The organism is Micromonospora sp. NPDC001898 (assembly GCF_042891255.1).
GTDB lineage: Bacteria > Actinomycetota > Actinomycetes > Mycobacteriales > Micromonosporaceae > Micromonospora.
The window spans coordinates 722,096-739,618 of the sequence record NZ_JBIATC010000002.1 but is presented as its reverse complement, the minus strand read 5'-3'; the positions used below and the strand labels follow the sequence as shown (position 1 = coordinate 739,618).

Sequence of the window (17,523 nt, the reverse complement as noted above, 5' to 3'; positions counted from 1 at the left end):
CTCCGCACCTAGCCAACCCCTCACGCCTATCGCTAGGCGTTTCACGTCCACCAGGAAATGAGGACAGTCTTGCGCGCGACTCTCCGCCGCATGATGGCCGCTGGGCTCATCGTCGCGGCGACGACAACCTGGGGGCTGGTCAACGCCCCCACCCACGCATCGGCGGCCCCGTCGGCGTCGAACATCCCGGCCGACCCGTACAACGTGGCCGGCTACGCCCCGGACGGCACGACCAACGTGGCCGCGAGGGCCAGGGTGACGTCCTCGTCCAGCTACGAGATGGCCAACGAGTCCTGGGCCATGTCGCTGCTCAACAACGAGGTGGCGGGCAAGGCCGACGGCTGGAGCACCAACCCCTACGACAAGGTGCAGGTCCCCACCACGGCGGCCTGGGTGGGCTACGACCTCGGGGCGTCACACGACATCGACCGAGTCGTCGTGTTCCCGAGGGACAAGAGCTTCCCCGCCGACTACCGCATCGAGGTGTCGTCCGACGGCAACGCGTACCGCAGCGTCTTCACCAGCACCGGCAACGCGGCCGGCCGCACCGCGCCCGAGGTCGTCGACCTGGCCGACGTGGAGGGCCGCTTCCTGCGGATGTACGTCACCCGCCGCAACGGCGTCGCGACCGGTGACGGATACCTGGTGCAGCTCTCCGAGCTGGCCGTCTTCGGCGGGCTCAACGAGACGATCCTGTCCATCGAGAAGCCCGCGCTGCTGCTGGAGACCGGGACCGTCGAACGGCTACCCCACCGGGCGGTCGCGCCCAGCGGGACCCCGGAGCTTGTCTGGACCTCGTCCAACGCGGCTGTGGCCACCGTTGACGGCTCGGGCGTGGTGACCGCCGTGGCACCGGGCAAGACGGTGATCACGATGGCCGCGCCGCAGCTGGAGAAGTCCGCGTCGATCCCGGTCGAGGTCCGGAACGAGGTGGAACGGGTCGAGGACAAATTTGTGATCTCGGCCTTCTGGCCGCCCACCACGGAACACGTGAACGAGACCCAGTACAGCTACCTGGGCGACGCCGGGATCGACCTGGTGCTCGCGACCCAGCTGCACACCTCCAAGGCCATCAACATGGAGATGGCGCGGCTGGCGCACAAGAACGGCTTCCAGATCATGGTCCAGGACGGGCGCATCGGGCCCGGCATGGTCAACATGACCGACGAGCAGATCCGGCAGGAGGTGCTGGGATACACCAACGTCCCGGGCGTCGGCGGGTTCTTCATCGTGGACGAGCCGTACGACCCGACCCCGTTCGCCCGGGTGTTCAACACCATCAAGGAGGTCGCGCCCGAGTACGACGCCCACCTGAACTTCCTGCCGAGCTTCGCGTACGGGTCCGAGGCCGAGTACACGCGGGTGACGCAGGGGTGGCTCGACCGGGTCGGTGACCGCGGTTACCTGATGTACGACAGGTACCCGTTCGGCTGGACCGAGAACAGCCTCGATTACACCGGGTTCCTGAACAACATGAACACGGTGCGGAAGGTCGGGCTGGCCAACAACGTCAAGACGGCGCAGTACCTGCAGGCCGTCGGGGTTCCCGGCAACTTCCGGCGGATGAACCCGACCGAGATCCGCTACGAGGCCAACATGGCTCTCGCGTACGGGTACAAGAATCTCTCGTACTTCACCTGGTGGACGCCGACCGACCGCGGCGAGGTCTTCACCGACGCGATCATGACCGCTGACGGGCAGAAGACCGAGCTGTTCGAGCCGGTGAAGCAGCTCAACAGCGAGATCCACGCCCTCGGGCCCACCCTGATGAGGCTGGACGCCAAAGAGGTCTACCTCAACGGTCAGACCTGGGGCCAGGAGGCGGTGCCGGCGAACTTCCTGGTGCGCTCGCAGTCGAACGAGGACCTCACCTTCTCGTACATGCGCGACCGCGAGAACGGCCGCAACTACGTGATGGTCGTCAACAACAGCTTCACCCAGGCGAAGGACGTCTCGCTGCGCTTCGGCACCGGGATCGGGTCGCTCGAGGAGATCAGCCGGCAGACCGGCAAGCCGGTCGGCGTCGCGCTGGACAACGGCGCCCTGAACCGCAAGTTCGACAAGGGCGAGGCCGTCCTCTACGCGCTCCCCGCCGGCTACGACTACGAGGCTCGTCCGACTCCGGTGAACGTCAACATCGCCGATCACAAGCCGGTCACCGCCGACAGCACCCAGAGCGGGGGCGACTGGTCGCCGACCGCCGTCACCGACGGGCAGCGCTTCGCGCAGGGTGCCGTGAACGGGTGGAGCACGCCGGCCACCGAAGCCTCCCGGAAGGCGAACCTCACCGTCGACCTCGGCAGGGAAGAGACCCTGAACCGGATCGACCTCTACCCGGCGGGCACCGCCATCGACTACGGCGGCACCGTCCCGCGGGACTTCACCATCCAGGTGTCGACGAACGGCGAGTCCTGGCGAACGGTCAAGACCGTCACCGGTCAGGGCCGCGCCGCCGGTCCGCTCAGCTACAGCTTCGACGCCATCAAGGGCCGCTACGTGCGGATCGCCGTGCAGGGGATGAACCGGTGGGGCGGCGGCTACGCCGCGGCGTTGGCCGAGCTGGAGGTGTACCACGACGACGGCGGCACCGCGGCGCCCGAGTCCCCGCCGGCCACGCCCACGCCACCGCCGTACGTCGAGGGCCAGAACATCGCCAAGAACAAGACGGTGATCGTGTCCTCCACCACCCCCGACAGCACCTACGAGCAGTGGGGCTATGCCTCCAAGTTCCTGGTCGACGGGCGGACGGACAACGGTTGGACCAGTAACATCCGGCGCCACACGACACCCAACGCGCAGGAGTGGGCCGCCGTCGGGCTCCGCGCCGACTACGACGTGAGCGAGGTGAAGGTCCACGCGCTCGGCGCCTTCGCGGTCGACTACAAGGTGCAGCTCTCAACGGACGGTGGCGAGTGGACCACCATCGCCGAGGTGACGGGTGACGACGGCAGCACCGCGAAGCCACGGGTGTTCACCCTGGACAAGCCTGTGCGCGCCGCCTTTGTCCGGGTCATCAGCAGCAAGCTGCGCACGGGCGGCCATGCGGCCGACGGCTACCTCATGCAGGTGGCGGAGATCGAAGCCTTCGGCACACCGGCCAGCGACCGGCAGGCACTGCGGAAGCGGATCGCGGAGGCCGAGGGCAAGTCCGAACCGCAGTACACGGCCGACAGCTGGGCGGGCCTCACCGAGGCACTCGCGAAGGCCCGGACGGTCGCTGCGGCCGCCCACCCCTACCAGTACGAGGTGGACAAGGCCGAGCGGGCGCTGGCCACCGCCCTGAAGGCTCTGGTCCGTCATCCCGACTGGGAACGCACCGTCGAGTACCGCAAGGGCGCCCGCGTGATCCACAACGACCGGGCGTACGAGGCCCAGTGGTCAACGCGCGCCGAGGTGCCCGGCGTCTCTCCGTGGGGCGCGTGGGCCGAGGTGGGCGTCCCGGTGGAGACCCCCAAGGGCAAGCACGCCTCGTGGACGAACTCGTGGATCTACACCAGCGGCGACATCGTGGCCCACGACGGCCACCTGTGGAAGGCGCAGTGGTGGACCCGCAACCAGGAGCCCGGTGACCGGAACGGGCCCTGGCTCGACCTCGGAAGCTACTGACAGGTCGGTGAAGGCCGGGGCGCGGTCGTGACGACCGCGCCCCGGCCTTCTGGTCGTCAGCTCCGCGGCGATCGCCTGACGCCGTCGAGCGCGGCCGGCGACGGCGCGCCTGTCCGCCCACGTTGGGTTCGTCGCTGCTGGTCGCTGGAGCGGCGCACGACCAGCTCCGGCTGGAACACCACGTGCCGGTGCCGGTGCGTCTCGCCGGACTCGCCCTCCTCCAGCAGCAGTTGCGCTGCGGTGCGGCCGAGCTGCTCGCGGGGTTGACGCACCGACGACAGCGGCACCGCCGCCGCGCCGGCGAACTCGATGTCGTCGTAGCCGACGATGGCCACGTCGGCGGGCACCCGCATGCCGCGCGTGGTCACCTCCTGCAGCACGCCGAGCGCGATCAGGTCGTTGGCGCAGAAGACGGCGGTGGGACGTCGCCGGGCGGGCAGGGCCAGCAGGTCCTCGGCGGCGCGTCGTCCGGCGGCGACGGTCAGGCTGGTGGTCGTCGCGACCCGCAGTTCGGCGCCGTCACCGCGTTCGTCCAGCGCGGCGGCGGCCCCGGCGTGCCGATCGGCGACCTGGGCGATGGAGAACGGGCCACCGAGGTACGCGATGCGGCGGTGGCCCTGGTCCAGCAGGTGGTCCATGGCCAGCCGGCCGCCGAGCACGTCGTCGACGGCCACCGAACAGCGGCTGGCCCGGCCCGAGCCCCGGTCGACGAGCACCACCGGAATACCGCGGTCGATCAGCTTCTCCAGGTGGGGTCGGGAGCCGTGCTGGACCGGGGTGATGAGCACGCCACGGACCCGCTGCTCCTCCAGCAGTTCCAGGTGCCGACGTTCCCGGGCGCTGTCCTCGCCGCTGTTGCAGACGACGAGCATGGCGCCGGCCTCCTCGACCACCTGTTCGGCGCCGCGCACCACGTCGGTGAAGAACGGGTTGGCCACGTCCAGTACGACGATGGCGATGGTGCGACTCTGTCCGGCGCGCAGTTGGCGAGCGGAGTCGTTGCGGACGTAGCCGAGCTCGGCGATGGCCGCGAGCACCCGCTGGCGGGTGGTGGTGGCGACCGTGTCGGGCCGGTTGAGCACGTTGCTCACCGTGCCGACGGAAACGCCGGCGTGCTGGGCCACCTCTTTGATGTTCGCCGCTGCCATGGCTCCCTCGACGATCGGTGCGGTGGTTGGTTGCGGCCCGCGGCCGGGGTGCGGGTACCTCGGTCGCGGTGTCTTTGTTGCCGTACGGGCGGGTCGAAACGGGTCCGGCCGGTTGACGGCCGGGAGTCTATAGCGCTTAAAACGTTTCATGTAGCCAGCGGGCGGTGCCGGCGCGCCCCGGGGCTGGCCGTAGGCGCAGCTCCGGACCCGCCTGGTAGGTCCGCTCGGGCAACCGGCGAGAAATCGCCCGGGAAACCCTTGACGGGGTGAATGCCTGCCCCTACGGTCCAAGCACGGGAATGAAACGATTCAGGGGGTCGGATGAAGCCCGGCACACCGGGCGCGGACGGCGCTCCGCTGCTGGTGCTGGACGGCGTGGTCGTCCTCGGCCCGCCCACCGTCTCCGACAAGAACGACATCGACCAGTTCCAGTTCTGACCGCCCACCCCCGGGCGGTGCCGATGGGAGAGCCATGCCCCGCGTCTGCTTCACCTTGCAGGTCGATCCCGCCCGCCTGCACGAGTACCGGGCCCGGCACGCGCGCGTGTGGCCGGAGATGCTCGCCGCCCTGGCCGAGTGCGGATGGCGCGATTACTCCCTCTTCCTCCGTGAAGACGGCCTGCTCGTGGGGTTCCTGGTGACCGACGACTTCGCGGCGGCACAGGCCGCCATGCAGGCCCGCGACGTCAACGCCCGCTGGCAGGCGGAGATGGCGTCCTTCTTCCTCGACCTCGACCAGGGCACGGCCGACCGTGCCATGCGGCCACTGGACGAGGTCTTCAACTTAGAGGCGCAGCTCGCCGCCCAGACGGGAGAAACACCATGACCCAGACCGACGCGCCGACCGAGGAGGGAGTCAAGCAGGCCCTGCGCGCGCAGCGCATCGAGACCCCGTCCTGGGCGTACGCGAACTCCGGCACCCGCTTCAGGGTCTTCCCGCAGGAAGGTGTGCCCCGCAACCCGTACGAGAAGATCGCCGACGCCGCGACGGTGCACCGGCTGACCGGGGTGGCACCCACGGTGGCCCTGCACATTCCGTGGGACCAGGTCGACGACTACGCCGCGCTGGCGAAGCACGCGACCGACCTGGGGGTGGCGCTCGGCACGATCAACTCGAACGTCTTCCAGGACCCGGACTACATGCTCGGCAGCGTCACCAATCCGGACCCGCGGGTGCGACGCAAGGCGACCGACCACCTCCTCACGTGCGTCGACATCATGGACGCCACCGGCTCGCGCGACCTGAAACTGTGGTTCTCCGACGGCACCAACTACCCCGGCCAGGACGACATCCGCGCCCGGCAGGACCGCCTCGCCGCCGCACTGCGGGAGGTGCACGGCCGACTCGGCCCGAATCAGCGGATGCTGCTGGAGTACAAGCTGTTCGAGCCCGCCTTCTACACCACAGACGTGCCGGACTGGGGCACCGCCTACGCGCATTGCCTGGAGCTCGGGCCGAAGGCGCAGGTCGTCATCGACACCGGGCACCACGCGCCGGGCACGAACATCGAGTTCATCGTCGCGTTCCTGCTGCGCGCCGGAAAGCTCGGCGCCTTCGACTTCAACTCCCGGTTCTACGCGGACGACGACCTCATGGTCGGCTCCGCGGACCCGTTCCAGCTGTTCCGCATCATGCACGAGATCGTGCGTGGCGACGCCCTGCGCCCGGAGGCCGGCATCGCCTTCATGCTCGACCAGTGCCACAACATCGAGCCGAAGATCCCCGCGATCATCCGCTCGGTGCTCAACGTCCAGGAGGCCACCGCCAAGGCCCTGCTCGTCGACGCCGCCGCGCTCGCCGCCGCGCAGCAGGCCGGTGACGTGCTCGGCGCCAACGCGGTCCTGATGGACGCCTACAACACCGACGTGCGGCCGCTCCTCGCCGAGCTGCGCGCCGAGATGGGCCTGGACCCCGACCCGATCGCCGCCTACGCCCGATCCGGCTACTTCGAGCGCATCCGCGCCGAACGCGCCGACGGGCAGCAGGCCGGCTGGGGCGCCTGACACCACCCGAGAACGCATACAGGAGACGTGAGAACGATGCATCCCGAGGTACAGGCACTCATCGCGCGCAGCAACCGGCTCGGCGCCGACACGACCACCACCAATTACGCCGGCGGCAACACCTCCGCCAAGGGCGAGGCCATCGATCCGGTGACCGGTGCCCCCGTCGAGCTGCTCCGGGTCAAGGGCTCGGGCGGCGACCTGGGCACGCTGACCGAGGCCGGCCTGGCCGTGCTCCGGCTCGACCGCCTCCGGGCCCTCGTCGAGGTCTACCCGGGCGTCGAGCGGGAGGACGAGATGGTCGCCGCGTTCGACTACTGCCTGCACGGGCGGGGTGGGGCTGCGCCGTCGATCGACACGGCGATGCACGGTCTGGTCGACGCCGCGCACGTCGACCACCTGCACCCCGACGCGGGCATCGCGATCGCCGCCGCCGCCGACGGGCCGGAGCTGACCAAGGAGATCTTCGGCGACCGGGTGCTGTGGGTGCCGTGGCGGCGCCCCGGCTTCCAGCTCGGCCTCGACATCGCCGCCGTGGCGAGGGCCAACCCGCAGGCGATCGGCGTGATCCTCGGCGGGCACGGCATCACGGCCTGGGGGGCGAGTAGCGAGGAGTGCGAGCGAAACTCGCTGGAGATCATCCGTACCGCCCAGGCGTACCTCGACGACCGGGGCCGGGCCGAGCCGTTCGGCCCGGTGATCCACGGATACGAGCCGCTGCCGACGGACGAGCGGCGGGCCCGCGCGGCGGCGCTGGCGCCGGTCCTCCGGGGCCTGGCGTCGACCGACCGTCCGCAGGTCGGCCACTTCACCGACAGCGACGTGGTGCTCGACTTCGTCGCCCGCGAACGGCACCCCGCGCTCGCGGCGCTCGGCACCTCCTGCCCGGACCACTTCCTGCGCACCAAGGTCCGCCCGATGGTGCTCGACCTTGCGCCCACCGCCCCGCTCGAAGACGCGATCGTCCGGCTCACGGAGTTGCACACCGCCTACCGCGACGACTACCGCGCCTACTACGAGCGGCACGCCACCGGCGACAGCCCGCCGATGCGCGGTGCCGACCCGGCCGTCGTCCTCGTGCCCGGGGTGGGCATGTTCAGCTTCGGGGCCAACAAGCAGACCGCCCGGGTCGCCGGCGAGTTCTACGTCAACGCCATCAACGTCATGCGCGGCGCCGAGTCGGTGTCGCGGTACGCGCCGATCGACGAGGCCGAGAAGTTCCGCATCGAGTACTGGGCCCTCGAAGAGGCCAAGCTCGCCCGGATGCCCAAGCCCAAGCCCCTCGCCACCCGGATCGCCCTGGTCACCGGCGCCGGCTCGGGTATCGGCCGGGCCATCGCCCACCGCCTCGCCGCCGAGGGCGCCTGTGTGGTCGTCACCGACCGGGACACCGCCGCCGCCGACACCGTCGCCGGTGAGCTGGGCGGGCCGGACGTCGCGGTGGCCGTACCGGTGGACGTCACCGACGCCGAGGCGGTGGCCGCCGCGGTCCGCGCGGCGGTGCTCGCCTTCGGCGGCCTGGATCTGGTGGTGAACAACGCCGGGCTGTCGCTGTCGAAGTCGTTGCTGGAGACAACCGAGGCGGACTGGGACGTGCAGCACGACGTGATGGCCAAGGGCTCGTTCCTGGTCTCGCGGGAGGCCGCTCGGGTCCTCATCGATCAGGGAATGGGCGGCGACATCGTCTACATCTCCAGCAAGAACTCCCTGTTCGCCGGCCCGAACAACGTCGCCTACGGCGCGGCCAAGGCCGACCAGGCGCACCAGGTCCGCCTGCTCGCCGCCGAACTCGGCGGCTACGGCATCCGGGTCAACGGCATCAACCCCGACGGCGTGGTCCGCGGCTCCGGCATCTTCGCCGGCGGCTGGGGCGCCCGGCGCGCCGCCGTCTACGGAGTGCCGGAGGAGAAGCTGGGGGAGTTCTACGCCCAGCGCACCCTGCTCAAGCGCGAGGTGCTGCCCGAACATGTGGCCAACGCCGTCTTCACGCTCACCGGCGGCGAGTTGTCCCACACGACGGGTCTGCACATCCCGGTGGACGCCGGCGTCGCTGCGGCCTTCCTCCGCTGACCCGGCGTGGTGCGGGATGAGGACGACTGTGCTCGTGGAGGATCCGGTGCTCGACGAGGAGGACCTTCGGCTGCTGCGGTTGCTGGCGACGGGGGCGCCGCTGGAGACGGTGGCGCGCCGGTCGGGGATGTCCGGACGGACCGTGCGCCGGCGGATGCGGGCGGCCATCTGCGACCGGCTCGGCGTGACCGCCCCGATTCACGCGGTCGTGTGGGCAGTTCGGCGGGGAATGCGGTGAGCAGCGTCCGCCTCGCCGCCGTGGACCTGGGCGCGTCCAGCGGCCGGGTCATGATCGCCCGCGTCGGACCGGGCCACCTGGAGCTGGCCGAGGTGCACCGGGTTCCCAACGAACCCGTGCGGGTCGGGAACACCCTGCACTGGGACATCCTCGCCCTCTATCGGGGCATCCTCGACGGCCTGCGCGCCGCCGGGCCGGTGACCAGCATCGGCGTCGACTCCTGGGCCGTCGACTACGGGCTGCTCGACGCCTCCGGCGCGCTGCTCGGCAACCCGGTGCACTACCGGGACAACCGCACCGACGGGGTGGCCGAGCGGATCGCCGAGCAGCTGGGCGAGAGGCAGCTCTACACGACCACGGGCCTGCAACAACTGCCGTTCAACACGCTCTACCAGCTCGCCGCCGCGGCCGGCACGCCGCAGCTGGGCATCGCCCGCCGGCTGCTGCTGATCCCGGACCTTGTCGCGTACTGGCTCACCGGTCAGTTCGGCGCCGAGATCACCAACGCCTCGACGACCCAGCTGTACGACCTGCGCCGGCGGGCCTGGGCCACCGGCCTGATGGCCGACGCCGGCATCCGCAGCGAGCTGTTCCCGCCGCTGCGCGAGCCGGGCACCCGGATCGGCCCGGTCCTGCCCGACCTGGGGCTGCCCGGCTCGCCGCAGGTGGTGGCCGTGGGTTCGCACGACACCGCCTCGGCGGTGGTGGGCGTGCCGGCGGCGGGGAACCGCTTCGCCTACATCTCCTGCGGCACCTGGTCTCTGGTGGGAGTCGAACTCGACGCCCCGGTACTCACCGAGGCGAGCCGGCAGGCCAACTTCACCAACGAATCCGGCGTCGACGGCACGATCCGCTACCTGCGCAACGTGATGGGTCTGTGGCTGTTGCAGGAATCGCTGCGTACCTGGGGCGGCCCCGACCTGCCCGGTCTGCTGCGGCGGGCGGCCCTCGAACCGGCCTTCCGCTCCGTCGTGGACCCGGACGACCTGGTGTTCCTGCCGCCCGGCGACATGCCAACGCGCATCGCCGACGCCTGCCGGCGCGCCGGCGAGCCGGTACCCACCACCCCGACCGCCACCGTCCGCTGCATCCTCGACAGCCTCGCGCTGGCGCACCGGCGGGCCGTCCGCCAGGCGCAGCAGCTCTCCGGCCGGCACGTCGATGCCGTGCACATCGTCGGCGGCGGCGCCCGCAACGAACTGCTGTGCCAGCTCACCGCCGACGCCTGCGGGCTGCCGGTGCTCGCCGGGCCGGTCGAGGCCACCGCGCTCGGCAACGTCCTGGTACAGGCCCGCACCGCCGGTATCGTCGGCGGCGACCTGGCCGCCCTGCGGGCCGTGCTGCGCGAGACCCAACACGTCGTGCGGTACGAGCCGCGCGGCGACGAGGCCGCCTGGCGGGCCGCCGAGACCAGAATGGGTGGGTGAACATGCGCATCGCCCTGTTCGTGACCTGCCTCGCCGACACCCTCTTTCCCGAGGCGGCGAAGGCGACGGTGCGGTTGTTGGAGCGTCTGGGGCATGAGGTGGTGTTCCCGGCCGATCAGACGTGCTGCGGGCAGATGCACGTGAACACCGGTTACCCGGACGAGGCGTTGCGGCTGGTGCGCCGGCATGTGCGGGTGTTCGCCCCGTACGACGTGGTGGTCGCCCCGTCCGGCTCCTGCGTCGGTTCGGTGCGGCACCAGCACGCGATGCTGGCCCGCCGGGCCGGCGACGAGCGGTTGGCCGGTCGGGCGGAGGAGGTGGGCCGGCGCACGTACGAGCTGTCGGAGTTGCTGGTCGACATGCTGGGGGTGACGGATGTGGGGGCGTACTACCCGCACCGGGTGACGTATCACCCGACGTGTCATTCGTTGCGGATGCTGCGGGTGGGGGATCGGCCGCTGCGACTGTTGCGTGCGGTGCAGGGTCTGGATCTGGTGGAGTTGCCGCAGGCGGACGAGTGTTGCGGGTTCGGTGGGACGTTCGCGGTGAAGAACGCGGACACCTCCACGGCGATGCTGGCGGACAAGATGCGTCATGTGTTGGCGACGCGGGCCGATGTGTGTACGGCGGGGGACGCGTCGTGCCTGATGCACATCGGTGGTGGCCTGTCCCGGCTGAGGGCGGGGGTGCGCACGGTGCATCTGGCGGAGATCCTGGCAAGCACGGAGGGCTCGGAGACGGCGGGGGAGCGGGACCGGTTGGAGATGCGATCATGAGCCGCACGTTCCTGGGCATGCCGGCGACGGCGCCGCGCGGGGTGGGGCATCTGCGTGGCGACGAGCCGTTCCCCGCGGCGGCCCGGCGGGCGTTGGGTGACGCGCAGCTGCGCCGCAACCTGCGCCACGCCACCACCACCATCCGGGCCAAGTCGGGGGCGGTGATCGACGAGGTGCCGGACTGGGCGGAGCTGCGCGCCGCCGGATCGGCGATCAAGGCCGACAGCATGGCCCGTCTGCCGGAACTGCTCGAACAGTTGGAGGCGGCGGTCACCGCGGCCGGTGGCACCGTGCACTGGGCGGCCGACGCGGTCGAGGCGAACCGGATCGTGACCGAGTTGGTGGCCGCGACCGGCAGCGACCGGGTCATCAAGGTCAAATCGATGGCCACCCAGGAGATCGGCCTCAACGAGGCGCTGGAGGCGGCCGGGATCGAACCGGTGGAGACCGACCTGGCCGAGCTGATCGTGCAGCTCGGCCGGGACCGGCCCAGCCACATCCTGGTGCCGGCGATCCACCGCAACCGGGCGGAGATCCGGGAGATCTTCCGGCGGGAGATGCCCGACGTCGACCCCGGGCTGACCAGCGAGCCGGCGGCCCTGGCCGCCGCCGCCCGCCGCTACCTGCGCCGGATCTTCCTGAGCACCCGGGTAGCCGTGTCCGGGGCGAACTTCGCCGTCGCCGAGACCGGCACCCTCGCGGTGGTCGAGTCCGAGGGCAACGGACGGATGTGTCTCACCCTCCCGGAGACCCTGATCACCGTGATGGGCATCGAGAAGGTCATCCCCAGGTGGGCGGACCTCGGGGTGTTCCTGCAACTGCTGCCGAGGGCGTCGACCGGGGAACGGATGAACCCGTACACCTCGATGTGGACCGGGGTCACTCCCGGCGACGGGCCGCAGCAGGTGCACCTGGTGCTGCTGGACAACGGCCGCAGCGCGGTGCTCGCCGACGAGGTCGGCCGGCAGGCGCTGCACTGCATCCGCTGCTCCGCCTGCCTCAACGTCTGCCCGGTCTACGAGCGCACCGGCGGGCACGCGTACGGGTCGGTCTACCCGGGGCCGATCGGGGCGGTGCTGTCCCCCCAGCTGACCGGGGTCGCCGACAACGCCTCCCTGCCGTATGCCTCATCGCTCTGCGGCGCCTGCTACGACGCCTGCCCCGTCATGATCAACATTCCGGAACTGCTGGTGCACCTGCGCAGCCAAGTCCCCCACCCGCGCGCCGAAGCGGCGGTGATGGCCGCAGCCGCGTACACGATGGACCACCCGGCGCTGTACGCGGCCGCGCAGCGGGCCGCAGGCCTGACCCGGGTCGCCGGCCGCGTCCTGCCCCCACCGCTGAACGGCTGGACCAGCAGCCGCGACCTGCCGCAGCCGCCATCGCAGACCTTCCGCCAGTGGTGGGCCGAGCGGTGAACTCACGCCAGCTTGTGCTCGGCCGGATCCGCGCTGCCCTCGGCGACACCCCGGCGACACCGGCCGATGTGCCACGCGAGTACCGGCCCGCCGGCTCCGCCGCCGACCTCGACCTGCTGGTCCACCGCCTGACCGACTACCGGGCCATCGTCCACCGGTGTGCCGGCGGCGAGGTCGCGCAGGTGATCGGCAGGATCCTCGGCGGACGGCGCATCGTGATCCCGCCCGGCCTGCCCCGCCACTGGCTGCCCGACAGCGTTACCACGGTGATCGACGAGAACCTCACCGCGGAACAGATCGCCGCCGTCGACGGGGTCGTCACGGCGGCCGCCGTGGCCGTCGCCGAAACCGGCACCGTGGTCCTCGACGCCGACCCGGACCAGGGCCGCCGGATCATCAGCCTGCTGCCCGACGTGCACGTCTGCGTGTTGCGGGCCGACCAGGTCGTTGCCAGCGTGCCGGACGCCCTCGCCCGGGTTGCTCCGCACCGGCCGCTGACCTGGATCAGCGGGCCCTCCGCCACCAGTGACATCGAGCTCAACCGGGTCGAGGGCGTCCACGGGCCCCGACAGCTGCACGTCGTGATACTTCCCCCCGCCTAGCGCGGGTGTCCACAGTGCGGGGAGGCTCACCCGCGTCCTCGCTGTCAGAAGAGGGTCAACGGCCCGACCGGTATCGGTCGGGGCAGCGCATCCAGTTCGGGTACGCGTGCCCGTACGGCGTCGTGGAAGCGGCGGGCGAGCACGGGCGCCTCGGCGTTGTCCGGGGTGTGGACGAACATGGTGGGCGTGCGGCCCTCGCGCAGCCATCCGACGGTGACGTCGATCCACTGCTGCCAGCCCTCCACGGTCCGGGCGGAGTCGTCGCGGCCGAGATACCGGACGATCGGCCGGTCGGTCAGCGCGTGCGATCGGAGCGGCATGCGCGGCTTCCTGGTCCACGCGTCCCGTTCCGCGTCGCTGGTCGGAGGGCTCTGGAAGAACGCGGTGGTGTCGAACGGGATCCACTCGGCAGCCGCGGCGGCGAGCGCCTCCTCCAGGAGCGACGTCGAGCGGGGGTCGTCGAAGAACGCGGGGTGCCGGACCTCCACGGCATACCGGTGGGAACTGGGGAGCCGACGCAGAAAGCGGGCGAGCACGGCGACGTCAGCCGGGCCGAACGACCCCGGCAGCTGGATCCACAGGGCGTGGGCCCGGGGGCCGAGCGGCTCGATCGCGTCCAGGAAGACGCGAAGCGCCTCGTCGGCGTCGGCGAGGCGTCGCTCGTGCGTGATGAGCTTCGGCAGCTTGAGCACGAAGCGGAAGCCGGGGTCGGTCTGCTCCGCCCACGAGGCCACGGTGTCCCTGGTCGGGGTCGCGTAGAAGGTCGTGTTCCCCTCGACGGCGTCGCACCAACCGGCGTAGTGCCGCAGGCGCTCGTGGGACGGGAGCGGGTGCGCCAGCAGACGCCCCTGCCATGCCTTGTGGGTCCACATCGCGCAGCCCACGTGGAGACGCATCACCCCGCCCCCTTCCGGCCCGCCGTTGCCGGCGGGCGTCGACCGAACATGACCGGCGGCACTACGACGCCCGCAGCGCGGGGTAGGTCAGCTCTTCGCCGTAGGCGCGCAGCAACTCGGGCAGTACGTAGTAGTCGGGGTGGTCCTCGACCAGATGCAACCGCGTCAGCTCGCACACGAGTGGGTACACCTTGGTCGCGGAGACCAGGGCTAGGACGGCGGCGCTCCTCGTCGTGAAGTGGCTCTCCGGGTGGCGGGCCAGCAGTCGGAACAACCGGGCGGCGTCCGGGGTGAGCGCCGCGTACGACCAGGAGAACACCGAACGGATGTTCGTCGCCGGATCGCTGTCGGCGAGGACGTCCAGCCGCCGGCGCGCGTTGCGCAACTGTATGGCGAGGTAGCCGAGTGAGGTGCTGGGATGCCGGTTCGCGAAGGTGGCCGCGCCGGCCAGCGCCAAGGGCAGCCCCTCGCAGTGCTCGATGATCTCGTCGAGCGCCGGGTGGTCGGCGGCCGCCCGTAGGGCACCGAGCCGGCGGACGAGCAGTTCCCGGGCCTCGACCAGTGGCAGGCGAGACAGCGTCAGCAGGTCGGCGCCGTCGGCGGTGCCCAGGCCGGAAAGTCGGTCCCGGCTGGTCACCAGGACCAGCGAGCCTGCCGACCCTGGCAGCAGGGGACGGACCTGCTGGGCGTCGCGGGCGTTGTCCAACAGGATCAGCATCCGACGGTCAGCCATCAGGGTCCGGTACAGGCCGACCTGAGCGTCCGCGTCCGCCGGCATCTGGTGTGCCGGGAAGTGCAACGCCGCGAGGAGACTGTGCAGGGCCGCGCCGGTCGTCAACGGGCTCTGGTGTGGGTCGAACCCGCGCAGGTTGAGGTAGATCTGGCCGTCGGGGAACCGGTGGCGCACCCGGTGGGCCCAGTGAACGGCCAGGGCGGTCTTGCCGATTCCGGCGCTGCCCACGATCGCCAGGGTGACCGTCGCGCCGTCTGTGGCGGTCAGGCGGGCATCGAGCAGCCGCATCGGCTCCGCCCGCCCGACGAACGAGGGGATGCTGGCCGGAAGCTGCGCCGGCACCGGGCCCGGCATCAACTCCGTCACTGTCCGTGTTGGAAGTGCCCGAGATTTTGTGATCAACGCCGCCGCTTCTTCGTCGCTGAGAGTAAGCGCGTCGGCTAGTTTACGAAGTGTGCCTGTGTGTGGTTGCTGGATCCGGCCGGTTTCGAGGCCGCGGATCGTGCCCACGCTCAACCGCGAGAGGCTGGCCAGTTCTTCCTGCGTAAGTAGGGCCCGTCTGCGTAGGGCGCGCACGAGGCCGGCGAGTGAGGCGGCTGGCGCGGACGCGTCGTGACTCGGATCCTCCGCCAAGGCCGTGCCCCCAACTTGATGACTTATTGACGGTTAGTTATCTGGATCTCCCCGCGTGGTCGGGAGAAAGTGTAGCCACTCTCCGTCGATTTTCAGGAAGGGGGCTCACGCATCCTCATGGCCTCAAACCCGCCTGCCGCCTCGGCTTTCCGGCAACTGCTCAGGTACGTGCGTCCTCACCGTCGGGTCCTGGCGGTCGGCACCGTGGTCAGCTCCGCCGGCGGTGCCGCAGCCCTGGCGACACCGCTGCTGGCCAGGGAATTCGTCGATCGGTTGGGCTCCGGGCGACCGATCCTGGGGCTGAGCGTCCTGCTCTGCGGGATCGTGCTCGCCGGCGCCGTCGTTGCCGCCGCGGGCCGGTACCTGATCGACCGGACCGCCGAGGAGATCGTCCGCGACGTCCGGTCCGCCCTGGTCACCCGGCTGCTGCGGCTGCGGGTCGGTGCGCTCAACACCACGCCTCCCGGTGACCTGATCTCCCGGGTCACCGCAGATACCACGCTGCTGCGTCACGCGACCACCAACGACCTGGTGGACCTGGTGCTCGGGACGGTCGTCCTGCTCGGGATGGCCGGGTTCATGGCCTACCTGGACCCGGTCCTGTTCGGCGTGGTGGCCGCCGTGATGCTGGTGGTCGGCGGGGCCACCGCCCTGGTCATGCCGCGCCTCGGCGCGGCGAACCGGCGGGCGCAGGATGCCCTCGGCGACATCGGCGGCCAGTTGGAACGCGCACTCGGCGCGTTGCGCACCATCAAGGCCAACGGTGCGGAGCGGCGCGAGGCCGGGGTGATGCACCGGGCGGTCGACACGGCCCGCGACGAGGGGATCACCGCCGTCCGGTGGAGCGCCGTCGCCAGTTCCGCGTCCGGACTGGTCGTTCAGCTGTCCTTCCTCGCCGTCTTCGGGGTCGGTGGTGCCCGGGTGGCCGACGGCAGCCTGCCGGTGTCGTCGTTGATCGCCTTCCTGATGTACCTGTTCTACCTGTACTCACCGATCAACCAGCTGGTGCAGGGCGTCAGCGGGCTACAGGCCGGGATGGCCGCCGTGCGGCGCATCGAGGAGGTCGAAGCGCTCTCCACCGAGCCGGACGACCGGGTGACCCCCGTCGACGCCGGACGGGGCGCCCCGGCCACCCCCGTCGCTCCGAACGGCGCAGTCGGCCGGTACCCCGGCGGCGGCCCGTCCGCCGAGGTCGCCGTCGCCTTCCGCGCCGTCCACTTCCGGTACGCCCCCGACGGGCCGGACATCCTGTCCGGGGTGGACTTCGAGGTGCCGGTGGGCGGGATGACCGCGCTCGTCGGCCCCTCCGGCGCCGGCAAGTCGACGGTGTTCGCGCTGCTGGAACGCTTTTACGAGGCGGACTCCGGGGTGGTGGAGTTCGCCGGCCGCGACGTGTGTGACCTGCCCATCCCGCAGCTGCGCGCGGACCTGGGGTACGTGGAGCAGGACGCGCCCGTGCTGTCCGGAACCCTTCGGGAGAACCTTCTCTTCGCCGCGCCGGACGCCTCCGCCGCCCAACTCGCCCAGGCCATGGAACAGACCCGGCTGAACGATCTCGTCCGTCGCCTCCCCGACGGCCTGGACACCCTGGTCGGGCATCGGGGGATGAACCTCTCCGGCGGGGAACGGCAGCGCATCGCGATCGCCAGGGCCCTGTTGCGCCGTCCCCGGGTGCTGCTGCTGGACGAGGCGACCTCCGCCCTGGACGGGCTCAACGAGCTGAGCCTGCGCGACGCGATCGCCGAGGTGGCGCGGGTCAGCACCGTGCTGATCATCGCGCACCGACTCTCCACGGTGACCATGGCCCGGCAGATCCTGCTCCTCGACGGTGGCCGGATCCGAGCCCGTGGCACCCACGCCGAGCTGATCGACTCCGACGACCTCTACCGAACCCTTGCGATGACGCAGCTGCTCGACGCGCAGTCCGGCGCGGTTCGACGCACGGCCACCGCCTCCTGATCCACTGCGCAAC

Annotated in this window: 13 protein-coding genes and 1 pseudogene; 10 read left to right on the top strand and 4 right to left on the bottom strand. The window is 71.0% G+C overall.

Features of this window, described 5'->3' with window-relative positions; translation table 11 throughout:
* Positions 1-90 precede the first annotated feature (90 nt).
* Positions 91-3,606 (top strand): discoidin domain-containing protein, encoded by a 3,516-nt coding sequence (locus ACFYZF_RS07870; protein WP_387017049.1) that lies wholly within the window; start codon positions 91-93, stop codon positions 3,604-3,606.
* A 56-nt stretch (positions 3,607-3,662) separates the two neighbouring features.
* Here the strand turns inward: ACFYZF_RS07870 and ACFYZF_RS07865 are convergent, their stop codons facing one another.
* Positions 3,663-4,754, bottom strand: coding sequence for a LacI family DNA-binding transcriptional regulator (locus tag ACFYZF_RS07865; RefSeq protein ID WP_387017047.1), 1,092 nt, complete (start codon positions 4,752-4,754; stop codon positions 3,663-3,665).
* A 472-nt stretch (positions 4,755-5,226) separates the two neighbouring features.
* Between ACFYZF_RS07865 and ACFYZF_RS07860 the strand changes: the two genes are divergently transcribed.
* From ACFYZF_RS07860 to ACFYZF_RS07825, 8 genes are read left to right on the top strand one after another with little or no spacing between them, the layout of a single operon-like run.
* Complete coding sequence (locus ACFYZF_RS07860) at positions 5,227-5,580, top strand: L-rhamnose mutarotase (protein WP_387017046.1); 354 nt, start codon at positions 5,227-5,229, stop codon at positions 5,578-5,580.
* Positions 5,577-6,758 (top strand): L-rhamnose isomerase, encoded by a 1,182-nt coding sequence (gene rhaI / locus ACFYZF_RS07855; protein WP_387017044.1) that lies wholly within the window; start codon positions 5,577-5,579, stop codon positions 6,756-6,758. Before ACFYZF_RS07860 ends, rhaI begins: the two co-directional genes overlap by 4 nt.
* Positions 6,759-6,794: 36 nt before the next feature.
* Complete coding sequence (locus ACFYZF_RS07850) at positions 6,795-8,828, top strand: bifunctional aldolase/short-chain dehydrogenase (protein WP_387017042.1); 2,034 nt, start codon at positions 6,795-6,797, stop codon at positions 8,826-8,828.
* A 16-nt stretch (positions 8,829-8,844) separates the two neighbouring features.
* Entirely contained in the window at positions 8,845-9,066 is a 222-nt protein-coding gene (locus tag ACFYZF_RS07845) for a hypothetical protein (protein ID WP_387017040.1), read from the top strand.
* Positions 9,063-10,493, top strand: coding sequence for a rhamnulokinase family protein (locus ACFYZF_RS07840; protein WP_387017038.1), 1,431 nt, complete (start codon positions 9,063-9,065; stop codon positions 10,491-10,493). Before ACFYZF_RS07845 ends, ACFYZF_RS07840 begins: the two co-directional genes overlap by 4 nt.
* A gap of 2 nt (positions 10,494-10,495) precedes the next feature.
* A complete protein-coding gene (locus ACFYZF_RS07835; protein ID WP_387017138.1) occupies positions 10,496-11,269 on the top strand; it encodes a (Fe-S)-binding protein in 774 nt (257 codons plus the stop codon).
* The gene (locus ACFYZF_RS07830; RefSeq protein ID WP_387017036.1) at positions 11,266-12,687 is read left to right on the top strand and encodes a lactate utilization protein B; all 1,422 of its coding nucleotides are present in this window, start codon (positions 11,266-11,268) and stop codon (positions 12,685-12,687) included. The genes ACFYZF_RS07835 and ACFYZF_RS07830 overlap by 4 nt, the downstream gene beginning before the upstream one ends.
* Positions 12,684-13,289 (top strand): lactate utilization protein C, encoded by a 606-nt coding sequence (locus ACFYZF_RS07825; RefSeq protein WP_387017034.1) that lies wholly within the window; start codon positions 12,684-12,686, stop codon positions 13,287-13,289. The genes ACFYZF_RS07830 and ACFYZF_RS07825 overlap by 4 nt, the downstream gene beginning before the upstream one ends.
* 44 nt (positions 13,290-13,333) lie before the next feature.
* Here the strand turns inward: ACFYZF_RS07825 and ACFYZF_RS07820 are convergent, their stop codons facing one another.
* The 3 genes and pseudogenes from ACFYZF_RS07820 to ACFYZF_RS07810 form a co-directional block, all read right to left on the bottom strand.
* Positions 13,334-14,161: a DUF72 domain-containing protein gene (locus ACFYZF_RS07820; RefSeq protein WP_387017136.1), complete on the bottom strand. Its 828-nt coding sequence runs from the start codon at positions 14,159-14,161 to the stop codon at positions 13,334-13,336.
* An 85-nt stretch (positions 14,162-14,246) separates the two neighbouring features.
* Positions 14,247-15,284, bottom strand: coding sequence for an NB-ARC domain-containing protein (locus ACFYZF_RS07815; RefSeq protein ID WP_387017134.1), 1,038 nt, complete (start codon positions 15,282-15,284; stop codon positions 14,247-14,249).
* Positions 15,285-15,329: 45 nt separating this feature from the next.
* Positions 15,330-15,494 (bottom strand): annotated as a pseudogene (locus ACFYZF_RS07810) (helix-turn-helix domain-containing protein); the annotation flags it as partial.
* A gap of 225 nt (positions 15,495-15,719) precedes the next feature.
* Here ACFYZF_RS07810 and ACFYZF_RS07805 point away from each other — a divergent pair.
* Complete coding sequence (locus ACFYZF_RS07805; protein WP_387017033.1) at positions 15,720-17,510, top strand: ABC transporter ATP-binding protein; 1,791 nt, start codon at positions 15,720-15,722, stop codon at positions 17,508-17,510.
* Positions 17,511-17,523 lie beyond the last annotated feature (13 nt).